The 15,771-nt window shown below is 39.4% G+C and carries 12 protein-coding genes; 10 read left to right on the top strand and 2 right to left on the bottom strand.

The annotated features are described in order from the left end of the window. From HMPREF1115_RS03590 to HMPREF1115_RS03580, 3 genes are all read left to right on the top strand, one after another. Positions 1-412 (top strand): prealbumin-like fold domain-containing protein (locus tag HMPREF1115_RS03590; RefSeq protein ID WP_000293712.1); only part of this gene is annotated, 412 nt, incomplete at its 5' end. A 594-nt stretch (positions 413-1,006) separates the two neighbouring features. After that, on the top strand, positions 1,007-4,354 hold the full coding sequence (locus HMPREF1115_RS03585; protein WP_000791207.1) for a Cna B-type domain-containing protein: 3,348 nt from the start codon (positions 1,007-1,009) through the stop codon (positions 4,352-4,354). Between the two features lie 205 nt (positions 4,355-4,559). Then, positions 4,560-5,300, top strand: coding sequence for a class I SAM-dependent methyltransferase (locus tag HMPREF1115_RS03580; RefSeq protein WP_000573480.1), 741 nt, complete (start codon positions 4,560-4,562; stop codon positions 5,298-5,300). An 80-nt stretch (positions 5,301-5,380) separates the two neighbouring features. On the opposite strand, the gene HMPREF1115_RS03575 is transcribed toward HMPREF1115_RS03580, so the two are convergent. Further along, positions 5,381-5,740 (bottom strand): DUF3397 domain-containing protein, encoded by a 360-nt coding sequence (locus HMPREF1115_RS03575; RefSeq protein ID WP_002881978.1) that lies wholly within the window; start codon positions 5,738-5,740, stop codon positions 5,381-5,383. Between the two features lie 91 nt (positions 5,741-5,831). Here HMPREF1115_RS03575 and mnmL point away from each other — a divergent pair, with 91 nt between their 5' ends. From mnmL to HMPREF1115_RS03555, 5 genes are read left to right on the top strand one after another with little or no spacing between them, the layout of a single operon-like run. Continuing rightward, positions 5,832-6,788 carry a tRNA modification radical SAM protein MnmL/YtqA gene (gene mnmL / locus HMPREF1115_RS03570; protein ID WP_002881980.1) on the top strand — a complete coding sequence of 319 codons (957 nt, stop codon included), beginning with the start codon at positions 5,832-5,834 and terminating at the stop codon, positions 6,786-6,788. After that, positions 6,772-7,329, top strand: a complete 558-nt coding sequence (mnmM, locus tag HMPREF1115_RS03565) for a tRNA 5-(aminomethyl)-2-thiouridylate-methyltransferase MnmM (protein WP_000828415.1) — start codon at positions 6,772-6,774, stop codon at positions 7,327-7,329. The genes mnmL and mnmM overlap by 17 nt, the downstream gene beginning before the upstream one ends. Beyond that, complete coding sequence (locus tag HMPREF1115_RS0102020; protein WP_000361093.1) at positions 7,322-7,576, top strand: hypothetical protein; 255 nt, start codon at positions 7,322-7,324, stop codon at positions 7,574-7,576. The genes mnmM and HMPREF1115_RS0102020 overlap by 8 nt, the downstream gene beginning before the upstream one ends. Before the next feature lie 11 nt (positions 7,577-7,587). Further along, on the top strand, positions 7,588-9,642 hold the full coding sequence (locus HMPREF1115_RS03560) for a cation:proton antiporter (protein ID WP_000421615.1): 2,055 nt from the start codon (positions 7,588-7,590) through the stop codon (positions 9,640-9,642). Between the two features lie 29 nt (positions 9,643-9,671). After that, positions 9,672-10,532 (top strand): YihY/virulence factor BrkB family protein, encoded by an 861-nt coding sequence (locus tag HMPREF1115_RS03555; RefSeq protein ID WP_000759520.1) that lies wholly within the window; start codon positions 9,672-9,674, stop codon positions 10,530-10,532. Positions 10,533-10,570: 38 nt separating this feature from the next. Here HMPREF1115_RS03555 and queA read toward each other — a convergent pair whose 3' ends face one another. After that, positions 10,571-11,599, bottom strand: a complete 1,029-nt coding sequence (gene queA / locus HMPREF1115_RS03550; RefSeq protein WP_001090172.1) for a tRNA preQ1(34) S-adenosylmethionine ribosyltransferase-isomerase QueA — start codon at positions 11,597-11,599, stop codon at positions 10,571-10,573. Between the two features lie 147 nt (positions 11,600-11,746). On the opposite strand from queA, the gene HMPREF1115_RS03545 reads away from it, so the two are divergent. Then, a complete protein-coding gene (locus HMPREF1115_RS03545; RefSeq protein WP_000864611.1) occupies positions 11,747-12,454 on the top strand; it encodes a glucosamine-6-phosphate deaminase in 708 nt (235 codons plus the stop codon). Positions 12,455-12,742: 288 nt separating this feature from the next. Beyond that, positions 12,743-15,771, top strand: a 3,029-nt coding sequence (locus tag HMPREF1115_RS03540) for a CshA/CshB family fibrillar adhesin-related protein (protein WP_000514107.1), incomplete at its 3' end; no start/stop codon positions are given.

The following is a 15,771-nucleotide window of genomic DNA, read 5'->3' as shown; positions in this document are numbered from 1 at the left end:
AAATCTAGCGGGTGAAGAAATCGCGGGTGCAAAAATCCAAATTTTCCGTGGAGAAAAAGTTGCAGGTAATCCTGTGGCTGAATGGACTTCAAAAGCCAATCAATCACATGTACTTGATTTGACTCCGGGAGTATATACTTTCCATGAAGAGGCCGCTCCAACTGGATACTTAGCAGTAACAGATATTACCTTCCAAGTTAACTACGACGGAACTGTAACAGTGGTAAATGCTAGTGGAAATCAGGTTGAGTTTAGGGATGGTAAGTTAGTAGTAACGGACCAAACTGAACCAGAAAATCCTAACCTACCAAACACTGGAAGTGAATCTGGACAAGCTGCATTAGCAGCAGGTTTAGCTCTTCTAGCTTTAGGTGCAGGTCTTGTAGCAACTAAACGAAGAAAAGAAGACTAATCTCATTTAGTAGCCAATAAGTACAGTAAAGAAAGATCAGGGATAACCCCCTGGTCTTTTTTTCTATGATTCAGAATAATTAACTATGCTAAATTAAACTATTTATCAGTATGGGGTATGACTATTGCTAGATTTCTTCTGAGTTTTACTTATATAAAATAGTTTGGATAATTATTAAGGTGTATCAAACTTATAAATAAATGGAATGTTTTGTACACTGTTTCTTTCTGTTTGTTTAAAAGAGAAGTTGTTCGTATGTGTACACTATACTTAAAGAAACTTCGGTCTGATGAAAGAATTAGTTTTTATGGCAGTAATTTTACACTGTGTCAATATTTTCAAAAGGCGATAACCTCATAATATTACAAAAAAAGTTAATTTTGTTTTATAATGAAATTAAAGGAGGTTTCTATATTAAAAATAGAACAAATATGATAAATATTGCACTCATATATAGTTATGAAACATATTAATATGATGTAACTTATTCAATAACCCTCATGGATTTCAACGAATTCGAAAGGAGATGAGTGTTGAGATTTTATAATCATAGTTTGTCGTTTTAATGTTTTCGGTAATTTAGAAAGGAAGATTATGAAGAACAAGAAATTTTGGTTACCCATCCTAACTTCTCTGGCCTGTTTGCTAGGGATGATCTTTTCTCCAAATTCAGTTCAAGCAAAGGAACTGAAGAACGTTATCAGTAATATTGGAATTTGGGAGGTTGATAATGGTAAGTTTATAAAACCGGATGCGAATGGTGTTTATACACTTTCTCCTGAGCATCATAACTACTCAAATTATAAATTCACTGTTGATTACGATTTGAGCGCCTATGATGGTAAATTAGAGGACGGTGATACCTTTACCTTTACTGTTCCGAGCCCTTTAACTGTTAGAAATGAAACTTTTGATTTAAAAGATAAGGAAACAGATCTCGTTATCGGAGAAACTCAAATTGTATCAAACGGGGATAATAATGGTGGTAAGGCAACTATTACATTAAAAAATCTGAAAACCTATCTTGAGAAAAAGGGAGGTTACCAGGTTCAAAATGTTAAAGGAAATTTCTTTGTTGGTTTTAGTTCTAAAAATGAATTAAGCAATGAAACGCTCCGTTTTGATAAAACGGAAACCATAAATGAAATTACCCATCAAATCAAGGTTAAAAAAGGTGATGCGGCTGATTATTCTGAAGGAATTGGTCGAGCTAATTTCAATAAATATCATGGTTTGATTTACAAAGAGGATTGGACATCCAAGGCTCTAAATAAGAGTGGAAAATACTTACACAGCTGGTATGTTCGTGTTAATCCGAAACAAGCAGCATATAATAAAATTGAAATTCATGACTGGGTAGATCCAAATGCTTCACCAATGCAGATGATTCCTGAAACATTCAGCGTTACAGCAGGTTGGTATGATCAATATTATTATTTGAAAGATGAAGTGGTTTTAGAAGCTGGTAAGGATTACCAAGTAAAATGGAATGATTCTTACACAGAATTTACTTTAACAATTAACAATGCATCTTCAATTCTTGCGAAGAACGGTAAACCAGCAGCATTTCGAATTAATTATAAAACAAGTGCTCCAGCTGATGGCACGCAAGTCCAAAATAATGCTGAAATGAAGGGTGATGACCAGATTCTAACATATGACGACTATAGTAATAAGACAGTCGTTAAGCAAATCGGAAACTCAGTCATTGCTTCTGGTGGTACAATTCAGTTAGAAACTGCTTACCGTATCATTCTTTACAAGGTCGACGAGCTGACTCATGACCGTCTAAAAGGGGCAAAATTCAAGATTACTCCTCCAGCAGGAGCTACTTCTAAAGAGGAAATTGTAACGACAAATGATGACGGAATTGCTGAATCATCTATTTACTCAGAGAGTGATATCAAGAAAGGGAACTTTACAGTAACCGAGGTTGAGGCTCCTGAGGGATATGAGTTAAACCCTACTCCATTTGAGATGACTGTTGGACAAGACGGAGCTATCAAAACAGTTACAAATAAACGTAGCAAAGCTAAAGCTAAGATTAAAGCTAATAAAAAACTTACAGGACGTGAGTTAAAGGCTGAAGAGTTTGAATTCACTTTAACAGACCAAGATGATAAGGTGAAAGAAACTGTGAAGAATGACAAAGACGGAAACATTGCTTTCTCAGAATTGGAATTCGACAAAGCAGGGACTTATACCTTTAAAATTGCTGAAAAAGCTAGCAGTGATACAAGCATCAAGTATGACACTAAAACTGTCACGGCTACAGTTACTGTAGTAGATAAGGGCAAAGGTGCACTTGAAGCAACTGTTTCTTACGATGATGAAAAAGCTTTCGAAAACACTTACACTCCAGCAAAAACGGAAGTTCCTGTGAAGAAAGTATGGAAGGACGAGAACAACCAAGATGGTAAACGTCCATCTTCTGTCACAGTTAAATTGCTTGCAGATGGCCAAGATACTGGAAAAACACTTGAATTGACTGAAGCAAATGGTTGGGCTGGAAGCTTCACAAATCTTGATGCTGATAAAGGCGGCACACCTATCCAGTACACAGTAGTAGAAGTAACTGTTACTGGATACACTTCTGAAGTTACTGGTGACGCTGCATCAGGATTCACTATCACAAATAGCTATTCACCAGAAACAGTTGTTGTAAAAGCAACTAAGAACTGGGATGACGCGAACAACCAAGACGGCAAACGTCCAACCAAGATTACAATCAATCTTTTAGCAGACGGTCAGAAAGTCGATTCGAAAGAAGTTCAAGCAGCCGCAGACGGAACTTGGACTGTCGAATTCACGAAATTAGCAAAATATAAAGCTGGTAAAGAAATCAAATACACTGTAACAGAGGAAGCCGTAGCAGAATACGAAGCGACTATTACAGACTTTACCATCACAAACAAATATGCTCCTAAAGAAATTGACTACAAGGTAACAAAAGTATGGAATGACGCGAACAACCAAGACGGCAAACGTCCTGAGTCCGTAACGGTTCAACTTTTCAAATCTGTAGATGGATCTAAACCAGTAGCTGTTGAAGGTAAGAAATTGACCTTAACAGCTAAGGAGAAGACTGATGATAACACTTGGGTAGCATCCTTCACAAATCTTCCACAATACGAAGCTGGTAAAGAAATCACTTACTCTATCGATGAAGTAGATGTACCAGCTGGCTATGAAGCCTCTGTAACTGGTCAAGTAGTGACTAACACTCACAATCCAGATACAGTTATCCTTTCAGGAACTAAGGTGTGGAAAGATAACAACAACCAAGACGGTAAACGTACAAGATCTGTGAAAGTTCAAATTCTTAACGGCGACAAGGTTGTTCAAGAACTTGAAGTTTCAGAAAAAACTGGCTGGAAGTTCGAATCTAAAAAACTTCCTAAGTATGAGAATGGTAAAGAAATCAAGTATACTGTCAAAGAAACTGCTATGACAGAATACAAAGCAACCATCACTACAGACAAGGATGGCAAGTACACCATTACCAACGAACATACTCCAGAAAAAACAGCTGTAAAAGGTCATAAGATCTGGAAAGATGAAGAGAACAAAGACGGTATCCGTCCAGCATCTATCACAGTAAAACTTCTTGCAGATGGTAAGGAAACTGGTCAGACAGCTACAGTGTCAGAGACAAGTGGCTGGACTTATGAATTTACAGGTCTTGATCGTTATCAAGAAGGTAAGGAGATTGCCTACACTGTTGAAGAAGTGAATGTTCCAGATGGTTATACAGCTTCAGTAGAAGGTTACAACATTACAAATACACACACTCCTGAAAAACCAAATGAACCAGGTAAACCTAAAAAAGGTGGGGAATTGCCTAATACAGGAAGCGAGTCTAACCAAGTGGCTCTAGTAGCTGGAATCGTCCTTCTTGGATTGGGAACAGGATTCTTGGCAAGACGCAAAAAAGAAGATTAAGTTTTTTAAACGGTATCTTTTACTAAATTTGCATCACGTTTTAAAAGTAGAAACAAGTGTCAATAGAAATTGACACTTGTTTTTTTGTAACTGACCCTGGTTCTACTACCGGATACAAGTGGATAGTTACCACTTACTGAAAAGCTATTGTTTTTATGATGAAATCCTCTATAATAGGTGACAAATAGAAAAGGAGATGTTGCATATGATTGAAACAAGATTACAAGATAAATTGAAGTCAGGTTTGGAGGTAGAAAATTTTCAAAAAGATGGTGATATCTATCTGTCTCTTAATCCAGAATATCTATCTGGAGATAATGCTAAATACATGACTATGTATAACCGTTTGGCTCGCTGGTATGATATGAGTGAGAAATGGATAGGACCGCTTCTCCACGGCAAGGCAATTGACAAGTTGAGAAGGGATTTGATGGAGGAAATAGAATGGAAAGATAATTTATCTGTTCTTTATGTCTCTATCGGGACTGGTCAAGACCTACGTTATATTCCTGAGACAATTGACCTGAAAAGTTTAGACTTTGTAGGGGTGGATATTTCTATCAGTATGCTTAAAAAATGCCAGAAATCTTGCGCTAAAAAGACCAATTTGCAACTTTTCCATGCTTGCGCGGAGGATCTACCCTTTGCGGATAATAGTTTTGACATTGTCTACCATATTGGCGGAATCAATTTTTTCAATGATAAAGCCAAGGCTATGCAGGAAATGCTACGAGTGGCGAAGCCAGAAACAAAAATTTTGATCGCAGATGAGACGGCTGACTATGTGGATCAGCAATATAAGAAAAATCATTTTAGTAAGGATTATTTTAAAGATGCTACTGTTGATTTGAGTGAAATTGAGAATGCTGTTCCAAGCGAAGTTAAGGAAAAGGAAATGAAACTTCTTTGGGATGGTAAATTCTACGCCTTGACATTTAGGAAATAAGAAAAAGTATTTTGGTAGAGCTTAGAAAGTAAGTATGAAGATAAAAACATTCCCTTAGACGGCTGTCTGAGGGAATGTTTTTATGGGAGCATCATCAATTCGACAATCATAGCAATATAGATGATTAAGGTAAGGAGAAAACCGGCTCTCCAGAAGAATTTGATGAATTTAGGGTAATAAAAACTTCGTTTTTTGACAAGGAAAAAGACTACAAGGAGGATTGCTAGGAGAGAAAGTACGACTCCAAGTCGCGGTAGAAAGTTGTGGGTAAAGGCTTTAGCAGTAATCAGATAGTACTCAAATACCAAAAGTGGAAAAGCTAGATCCGCGAAATTAAATCCTATTTTCCTAAGTCCGAAAAGCTTGGTGACAATAAAGCAAACCACCAAGGTTAATATCAACAATAAAATAGATGCTATTTTCATTAAAATCATACCCATATTGTATCATAAAAAAACACTAAAGGAAATGAGAAACAAGGGAATTTGTAGGAAAGTCAGGCTTTTGAGATTGTAGGTGTTTTTTGTTATAATGAAAGTTATGAAATCTTATAATACCTTGAATGATTATTATCGAAAACTTTTTGGAGAAAAGACTTTTAAAGTTCCTATTGATGCAGGATTTGACTGTCCAAATCGGGATGGAACTGTAGCCCATGGTGGTTGTACTTTTTGTACGGTTTCTGGTTCTGGAGATGCTATTGTAGCACCAGATGCCCCTATCCGTGATCAATTTTATAAGGAAATTGACTTTATGCATCGCAAATGGCCAGATGTTCAGAAGTACTTAGTTTATTTTCAAAATTTTACCAATACCCATGAAAAGGTGGAAGTGATTCGGGAGCGATATGAGCAGGCTATCAATGAGCCAGGTGTAGTAGGGATCAATATCGGAACGCGGCCAGACTGTTTACCCGATGAAACCATCGAATATTTGGCTGAGTTGTCAGAGCGTATGCATGTGACGGTAGAATTGGGCTTACAGACTACTTTTGAAACAACTTCTGACTTGATTAACCGTGCCCATTCTTATGAATTGTATGTGGAAACAGTAAAACGCTTGAGGAAATATCCCAAGATTGAGATTGTTTCCCATTTGATTAATGGTCTGCCTGGTGAGACTCATGAGATGATGGTTGAAAATGTCCGTCGCTGTGTTAGGGATAATGATATACAAGGTATTAAGCTGCACTTGCTTCACCTCATGACCAATACGCGCATGCAGCGGGATTACCACGAAGGACGCTTGCAACTGATGAGTCAGGATGAGTATGTCAAGGTCATCTGTGATCAGTTGGAAATCATTCCCAAGCATATCGTCATCCACCGAATAACGGGAGATGCGCCTAGAGATATGCTGATTGGTCCCATGTGGAGCCTCAATAAATGGGAAGTGCTAAATGCTATTGAAACTGAGATGCGCCGTCGCGGAAGTGTGCAAGGATGCAAGGCTGTAAAACAGGAGTTTAAAAATGAAAAGACCACTTGAGATGGCACATGATTTTTTGGCGGAAGTTGTGACAAAAGAGGATATCGTAGTGGATGCGACCATGGGTAATGGTCATGATACCCTTTTTTTAGCCAAGCTAGCCAAGCAAGTCTATGCCTTTGATATCCAAGACAAGGCTTTGGAGAAAACCCAAGAGCGTTTGGATCAGGCTGGAATGACAAATGCCCAGTTAATCTTGCAAGGGCATGAGACGCTTGACCAGTTTGTGACAGAAGCTAAGGCAGGGATTTTTAATCTGGGTTATTTGCCTTCTGCTGACAAATCCGTCATCACTCAACCTCAGACTACTATCGAAGCCTTAGAAAAGCTTTGCCATTTGCTTGTCAAAGGAGGACGGATTGCTATCATGATTTACTATGGTCATGAAGGAGGAGACACCGAGAGGGATGCTGTGTTGGATTTTGTTTGCCAGTTGAACCAACAAGAGTATACAGCTACCATTTATCGGACACTCAACCAAGTTAATAATCCACCGTTTTTAGTTATGATTGAAAGATTAGAAAGGTATAGACATGGATAAACAATACCTTCGTGAGAAGCTTGAGGCAATGCGCCATAATTTTGTCGAGTCAACGCATCACGAGCGAGCCGTCGGGGTGCTCGACGAAGCACATATGAGCAAGAAAATGCTTAAAATCAAGAAAAAATTAGTGGCTCTTGAAATGGAACGATGCCAGAAAAAAATTGAGCACAAAGACTGTTCTAAGATTGATCAGAAAATCCAAGAGCAAAAGGAGATTTTTGAATCTTGTTGTAAAAAAGATTAAGGAGGAATTGTGTGGAATTACTCATTTACTTGATTCTATTTTTATTTGTCTTAATCATTTCAACTACGACCAATAAACTTCTGCCTTTTTTGCCCCTTCCTCTTGTACAAATTCTTTTGGGGATTGGGATTGGTTTATTTGTTCCCGATGCGGACTTTCATCTCAATACAGAGCTGTTTCTGGCCATGGTTATTGGTCCCTTACTTTTCCGGGAGGCAGAAGAAGCGGATATTACGTCCATTTTGAAGCATTGGCGGATTGTCGTCTTTCTGATCTTCCCTGTGATTTTTATCTCGACCTTAAGCTTAGGGGGCATGGCTCACTTCCTTTGGATGACTCTTCCTTTGGCTGCCTGTTTAGCAGTTGGAGCGGCACTTGGCCCAACAGATTTGGTTGCCTTTGCGTCTCTTTCTGAACGTTTTCGTTTTCCTAAACGGGTTTCCAATATCCTAAAAGGGGAAGGGCTCTTAAATGACGCTTCTGGTTTGGTTGCCTTTCAGATGGCTCTTGCTGCTTGGACAACAGGAACTTTTTCTCTCAGCCAAGCTGGGACTTCCCTAGCACTTTCTATCCTTGGTGGTTTTGTAGTCGGTTTTGTGACGGCTATGGTCAATCGTTTCTTGCATACCTTTTTACTGAGTGTGCGAGCGATAGATATAGCCAGTGAACTATTGCTAGAGCTAAGTTTGCCACTCATGACTTTTTTTATCGCAGAAGAGTTTCATGTTTCAGGGATTATCGCAGTAGTGGTTGCAGGTATTTTGAAGGCCAGTCGCTTTAAGAAAATTACGCTCCTTGAGGCTCAAGTTGACACCGTGACGGAGACCGTCTGGCATACCGTGACCTTTATGCTAAATGGATCAGTCTTTGTTCTCTTGGGAATGGAATTAGAGTTGATTGCGGAGCCAATTTTGTCTAATTCTATCTACAATCCCCTTCTTTTACTGCTTTCAGTTGTCGTTCTGACCTTCTTGCTTTTTGTGATCCGCTTTGTCATGATTGCTGGTTTTTACTTTGTGAGGACGCGTCGACTCAAGAAAAAAATTCATAAGTACATGAAAGATATGCTTCTTTTGACCTTCTCTGGTGTCAAAGGGACAGTATCTATCGCGACCATTCTCCTCATACCAAGTCATTTGGAGCAGGAATATCCTCTGTTGCTCTTTCTTGTAGCAGGCGTTACACTATTGAGCTTTCTAATGGGTTTACTTGTCCTCCCTCACTTATCTGAAGAACAAGAGGAAAGCAAGGATCATTTGATGCATATTGCGATTTTGAATGATGTAGCTGCAGAATTAGAAAAAGAACTGGACCATCACAAGAATAAACTTCCTCTTTATGCAGCTATTGATAATTATCATGGTCGAATTGAAAATCTCATCCTTAGTCTGGAAAATAAGAGAGTCCAAGAGGACTGGGAGTCCCTCAAACTTCTTATCTTGAGTATTGAGAGTGATGGTTTGGAGCAAGCCTACGAGGAAAATAGAATCAGTGAGCGTGGCTATCGAGTTTACCAACGTTACCTAAAAAACATGGAGCAGAGTATCAATCGGAATTTCGCTTCTAGAGTGACTTATTACTTCCTAGTCTCCTTACGGATACTGCGCTTTCTACTCCATGAAATGTTTACCTTTGGTAAGACCTTTCGCAGTTGGATGAATGAAGAATCTCGTAAACTACTAGCAGTTGACTATGATCAGATTTCAGAGTTGTATTTGGAAAATACAGAGCTGATTATCGAGAGTTTGGAAAACCTCAAAGGGGTTTACAAGAGTTCTCTGATTAGCTTTATGCAAGAGTCTCGTCTACGCGAGACGGCCATTATCGGAAGTGGTGCTTTTGTTGAGCGGGTTATCAATCGCATCAAGCCAAACAATATTGATGAAATGCTACGAGGCTACTATCTCGAACGTAAGGCAATCTTTGAATACGAAGAAGCTAAACTGATAACAGCCAAGTATGCCAAAAAACTACGCCAAAATGTGAATAATTTAGAGAATTATTCTCTTAAAGAGGCTGCAAATACCTTGCCTTATGATATGCTAGATTTAATCAGAAGAACTTAAATGATGAAGAAAATGACGGAGGATGGAACATGAAAAAGTGGTGGAAAGAGCTGATGGACAGGCCCTTATTGAAAGCTTTTTTGCATTATTATCAAGCATCTGATAGCGAGTTGACCAGTGTTGCGGTTGCCTACTATTGGTTGATTTCAATCTTTCCTTTACTAATGATAATGGTCAATATTTTGCCTTATTTTCAGATTCCGGTCTCAAATTTTTTACTGACAATCAAGGAATTCTTGCCTGATACGGTGTATGATGTGGTCGCCAAGATTGTCCGAGAAGTTCTGACTCAACCATCAACTGGTTTGTTGAGTTTTGCCGTTTTATCTGCACTCTGGACTTTTTCAAAATCAATGGATTTCCTCCAAAAAGCCTTTAACAAAGCCTATGGAGTGACCAAGAGTCGAGGAATTATCTCCCATCAGTTGATGAGTTTACTTGTTAGTTTCGGCTTGCAGATCCTTTTTGCCCTAGCCTTATTTTTGAGTATGTTTGGTCGTATGTTGCTCAACCTCCTCAAAACTTACTGGCAATCAGATAGTCCGCTATTTTCCTACTTGCAAGATTTTACAGGCCCTCTGGTCTATGCCTTAATCTTTGCCATTCTGGTTATGATTTATTACTTCCTTCCAAAAGTAAAAGCACCACGAATCCGCTATGTTTTACCAGGAAGTGTCTTTGTCTTGCTAACTCTTATCTTTTTATTGAATATCTTTTCTGTCTACGTCAATAGTTATGTCAATCATCTGGTTGACGTTCGATTTTTCAGTTCCATTATCGTGGTAGTCATGATGTTCTGGTTTATTCTCATTGCAAAGATTTTGATTATCGGAGCAGTTATCAATGCCAGTGTGCAGAGTTTGAAAGATCCAAAGTTTAGTATGGAATAATTAAAAAATCCCCATTAGGTTTCCTAATAGGGATTTTCTTAATAGATAAACATGGCATCACCGAAACTGAAGAAGCGGTAATGTTCTTGGATAGCATGGTGATAAGCATCTAAGACTAAGTCACGACCGGCAAAGGCAGAGACCAACATGACGAGAGTTGATTTTGGCAGATGGAAGTTGGTTGAAAAAGCATCCACAACCTTCCAGTCGTAGCCTGGTTTGATAAAGATATTGGTCCAACCAGAATCTGCTTGGATTTGCCCATTAAACTTGGAACCGATGGTTTCCAGTGTGCGGATCGAAGTAGTTCCTACAGCGATGATGCGACCTCCATTTTCCTTAACAGAGCGAAGGGTGGTAGCTGCTTCCTCAGAAAGTTGGTAGAATTCGGAGTGCATTTCGTGTTCGTCCAGATTGTCAACAGAGACAGGTCTAAAGGTTCCTAGTCCGACATGGAGAGTGAGATAGACCAGATGAACACCTTTAGCTTGGATTTCTGCTAGCAGTTCTTTGGTGAAGTGCAATCCAGCAGTCGGTGCTGCAGCAGAGCCACTTTCTTTAGCGTAGACCGTTTGATAGCGTTCACGGTCATCTAGTTTTTCGTGGATGTAGGGTGGTAGTGGCATTTCACCGAGACTTTCCAAAACTTCTAGGAAAATTCCTTGGTATTCAAAGCGGACAATGCGGCCCCCGTGGGTCAATTCTTCCGTAACGACAGCGCTGAGACGACCATCTCCAAAGCTGACACGAGTACCGACCTTGAGGCGTTTGGCAGGTTTAGCCAGAACTTCCCACTCATCACCACGAATATTTTTGAGCAGGAGAAGCTCCACATGGCCTCCTGTCTCTTCCTTTTGGCCATAGAGGCGGGCAGGGAGGACGCGAGTGTCGTTCATGACGAGGGCATCACCGGGTTCCAGCATATCGATAATAGAGTGGAAGTGTTTATCCTGCATTTCTCCCGTTTCACGATTGACGATAAGGAGTTTGGAGGAATCTCGTTTTTCAAGGGGCGTTTGGGCAATCAATTCCTCAGGCAAGTGGAAATCAAAATCAGCTGTATTCATATATCTGTTCATTCTTTCTAAGTTCTAATCCTATCCATTATAACATGTTTCAAGTTTGGACGCTCTTTTTTTAGAAATTAAATCGTTTTCACTTGACAAAAATTGGTCTATACCATATAATAAATATAGAAATATGGAGGATATAAAATGAAAGTTATAAAAGTTGAGAATCAAGTCGAAGGTGGAAAAGTAGCTTTTGAGATTTTGAAGGAAAAATTGGCCAATGGTGCTCAAACGTTAGGACTTGCGACAGGAAGTAGTCCACTTGAGTTTTACAAGAAAATCGTTGAGAGTGACCTTGATTTTTCAAATCTAACCAGTGTAAACCTCGATGAGTATGTAGGGCTTGATGGAGATAATCCACAGTCTTATCGTTACTTCATGCAAGAAAACTTGTTTAACCAAAAACCATTTAAAGAAAGTTTCTTGCCACGTGGTGTTAAGGATAATGCTGAAGAAGAAGTAGAACGCTACAATCAAATTTTGGCTGACCATCCTGTTGATTTGCAAATTTTGGGAATCGGTCGCAATGGACATATTGGCTTTAACGAGCCAGGAACTCCATTTGATAGCCAAACGCATCTAGTTGAACTTGACCAGTCTACCATCGAAGCGAATGCTCGCTTCTTTGACAAAATTGAAGACGTTCCAACTCAAGCCATTTCAATGGGAATTAAAAACATCTTGGATGCCAAGTCAATTATTCTCTTTGCTTACGGTGAGTCGAAAGCAGAAGCCATTGCCGGAACAGTGTCAGGCCCAATAACTGAAAGTCTACCAGCAAGTAGCCTACAAAACCAACCTGACGTGACCATCATTGCAGATGCAGAGGCACTAAGCTTACTTGAAAAATAAATTTGCAACCACTTGCTCTTTGGAGTGAGTGGTTTTTTATTCTTTATAAATAACAGGATTTTTTTATTATATTCTAAGAAAGGTTAATTTAGTTTGTAAAATAGTTTATTTGATTGATGAAACATTAGTGTAAATATTCTCAAAAATCAACATAAATAACTTTTAACATAACAACGTTTAAAAATTTTGCTTATTTAATAGAAAAAAGTTAATTTTCGGGGATAATTTAGTGGCTAATTCATAGAAAATAATGTATAATATCTTAAAAAATAATTTTAGGAGATTTTAATGGGAAAAGAACTATTTAATCCACACCTTCGTAAGTTTTCTATTCGGAAACTAAACGTGGGTGTTTGCTCTGTGCTCTTGTCTACCTTGGTTCTATTGGGAGTGACGTCTCAAGTTAGCGCTGATGAAACAAGCGCTTCTGGTGTCCAAAATGAGATTTCTCGAACGGATCTTAATGAACCATCAGCAACTTCTACAGCACCAACAAATTCTGAAGCTTCTGTAGTTGCTTCAGCTACTGAGGCTCCTCAATCCGCTGATAGTACTAAACCAACAAGCTCAGCTTCAGATTCTATTGAGAAACCAAAGGATGAACAGTCAGTTGTTTCTGAAACTCCTCAACCTTCAGTTGAGAAACCAGTTACTTCTCCAGAAGATAAATCTATTGAGAGTGCTAAACCAGAAACTGCAGTTGCTCCAATAATTTCTGAACCTACTGAGACGTCTAGTGCTACTGAACAATCTACACGTTCTCGTAGAGTACGTCGTGATACACAGGCAACTACAGTTGCACCAGCCAGTTATGCAGGTGCGGACGATGCGACTCCCGTACCACGTACATCTAAACCAGAATTGTCTGAATCAGAGAAGAAAGAAAGTACACAATTAGCAAAACAAATTAACTGGATTGATTTCTCTGATACAGCAAGCTTGAAAAACTTAGATCCTCAGGGAGGGTTTAAGATTGGAACTACTTATACGAAGGAAATTTCGCCTGGCTATGTAGTGACACTTACCGTTACAGAGCTCAAACCATTTCAATCAACTGAAATCTATAAAAAACGGGTTGAAGGAACTTCATCTGCTGGAACTTATGATCCAAATGCAACAAACAATTATTTAAAAAATTGGAAAGATTATGGAAAAACTCCACCTCCTGTATCAGGTCAACCGCAAGATAAATGGAGTACTATTGGTGGACAAGGTTTTGATACAAAAGGCCATAAAACACAAATTATCGTACCAGTTGATGGTGTAAACTGGGGGGTTAAATTTAAAATAGAAGCCACTTATCGTGGTAAAAAAGTAAAACCAGCAGTTGTTATGGCTGATGGAGAAGATGCTAACCCTGGTGAATATGGTATTTTTACCACTAACGGTGAAGGTTGGGAATACGTAGGAGAATGGATGAAAGGTCCTCGTGCAAAAGGTCCTTACACTGTTACGACTGAAGAACTTGTTAAGCAGGCTGACAAGACAACAAGAGGTGGTCTACTAATCCTAAAAGATAAGACTGTCGATTGGAATAAGTTTTTGAGTCCCGATACAGTTACAGGTGGTCTAGGTAGTCAAGTCTTTGGGCCAATAGTTTCAGCAAGTAAAGCAGTGCCAGTTGTAATGACCCGTGGGGCTTCTGAGGTAGGTTTTTATGTTGCTACCGCAGGGCAACAGGCACTTATGATGGGATTCTTGGTAGTTGATGGTGGTGATGCGCCAGAAAGTTACGGTGAAGCTCACCATACTATCTCTACACGCGATTCGATAACAAATGCTCAAATAAAGCAACCTTACTTAGGTTCTACAGAAGCAGATATCGATGTGGATTCTAAAAATAACTGGACTTCTGATGATCGTGAGGATGTTTCAGATGAAGGTTCACAGCAATTGCTAACTGCTGATCAATATAGCAATACTAACGACCTCTTGGATTTAAACAAAGCTAAGAATGGCACTTATACTCTTAAGATTAAGGCTAATCCAAATGGTAATGCTAAATCATATGTCAAAGCATGGGTGGACTTCAATAATAACGGGAAATTTGATGATAATGAAGGCAGTGTAGTTAAAGAAATAACTGCTAATGGAGATCACACTTTAACATTTAATGCAATTCCGAGTCTTAGTGGTGGCTTAGTTGACCAACTTGGAATGCGTGTGCGTATTGCGACTAATGCAGGTGATATTGAGAAGCCTACTGGGATGGCATTTAGTGGTGAAGTAGAGGATATGTTGGTTCGTCGTACTTATCCACCTCAAGGCGAAAAGAAAGAAACAACCGGTCTTCAAGGTGAAACACAAAATGCTACAGTTCACTTCACACCTAAAGGACCAGATCGTTCGGACTTTGTAACTAATGCTAGCATGAGTAGCCAAGCGCCACAGATTTTGGATAATCAAGGAAATGTATTGACTCCAACAAACGGCAATACTTATGTGCGTCCGGAAGGGACCTATGTAGTGACTACTAATGGAGATGATATCGATGTAGCGTTCACACCAAATGCAGACTTCACAGGAACAGCTGAAGGGATTAATATTCGTCGTACAGACTCGAACGGTTCATCAACTAACTGGCAATCAACTGATGCATCAAATCCAAATAAGAATGACATTCTGAACAATATGGATGGTCGATACATCCCTACTGTTCGAAAGATACCAACATATGAATCGACTGGTGTTCAAGGTCAAGAACAAAACAAAAATCTAATCTTTAATGATGGTGATCCTGCAAAAACGCCAGTGACTCCAGATGCTTCACGCCCTGCGACCTTTGTGAATGCTAACGGCCAACCTATTACTGGTAACTCAGTTCCTGCTACATCCAATGGTCAGTCAGTTGGAACTTATGAGTTAGACCCTAACACTGGTCAAGTCACTTTCAAACCTAACAAAAATTTTGTTGGTACCCCAGACCCAGTTACTGTCCAAGTAAATGATTCTAACGGTGTTCCTTACCGAGCACATTATAAACCAACAGTGACTAAGGTAACACCAACCAGCACTAACGCAACCAGCACAGGTCCTCAGGGTGTCCCACAAACAGGTACCCCAACCTTCCAAGGTGGTGACCCACTGGTTCCAATCGATGAAACAGTTGATCCAACTTTCGCAGATGGAAGCAAAGAGAAGACGATTCCGGGTCAAGGAACCTACACGATTGCACCAGATGGAACTGTAACCTTCACTCCAGACAAACAGTTTGTCGGAAGCCCAGATCCAGTCACAGTCAAACGTGTGGATAAGAACGGTACCCCAGTTACTGCGACTTACAGTCCAGAGTTTACTAAGGTGACTCCGACTGGTAC

It is taken from the genome of Streptococcus oralis SK610 (genome assembly GCF_000257455.1).
Lineage (GTDB): Bacteria > Bacillota > Bacilli > Lactobacillales > Streptococcaceae > Streptococcus > Streptococcus oralis_CB.
The sequence above is the reverse complement of the archived record's forward strand: the minus strand, read 5'-3'. Positions and strand labels throughout refer to the sequence as shown.

What these genes read in the sequence shown, in the direction of transcription:
- HMPREF1115_RS03585 (WP_000791207.1), top strand. Translation starts at nt 1,007, where the DNA reads ATGAAGAACAAGAAATTTTGGTTACCCATCCTAACTTCTCTGGCCTGT.
- HMPREF1115_RS03580 (WP_000573480.1), top strand. Translation starts at nt 4,560, where the DNA reads ATGATTGAAACAAGATTACAAGATAAATTGAAGTCAGGTTTGGAGGTA.
- HMPREF1115_RS03575 (WP_002881978.1), bottom strand. Translation starts at nt 5,740, where the DNA reads ATGGGTATGATTTTAATGAAAATAGCATCTATTTTATTGTTGATATTA.
- mnmL (WP_002881980.1), top strand. Translation starts at nt 5,832, where the DNA reads ATGAAAGTTATGAAATCTTATAATACCTTGAATGATTATTATCGAAAA.
- mnmM (WP_000828415.1), top strand. Translation starts at nt 6,772, where the DNA reads ATGAAAAGACCACTTGAGATGGCACATGATTTTTTGGCGGAAGTTGTG.
- HMPREF1115_RS0102020 (WP_000361093.1), top strand. Translation starts at nt 7,322, where the DNA reads ATGGATAAACAATACCTTCGTGAGAAGCTTGAGGCAATGCGCCATAAT.
- HMPREF1115_RS03555 (WP_000759520.1), top strand. Translation starts at nt 9,672, where the DNA reads ATGAAAAAGTGGTGGAAAGAGCTGATGGACAGGCCCTTATTGAAAGCT.
- queA (WP_001090172.1), bottom strand. Translation starts at nt 11,599, where the DNA reads ATGAATACAGCTGATTTTGATTTCCACTTGCCTGAGGAATTGATTGCC.
- HMPREF1115_RS03545 (WP_000864611.1), top strand. Translation starts at nt 11,747, where the DNA reads ATGAAAGTTATAAAAGTTGAGAATCAAGTCGAAGGTGGAAAAGTAGCT.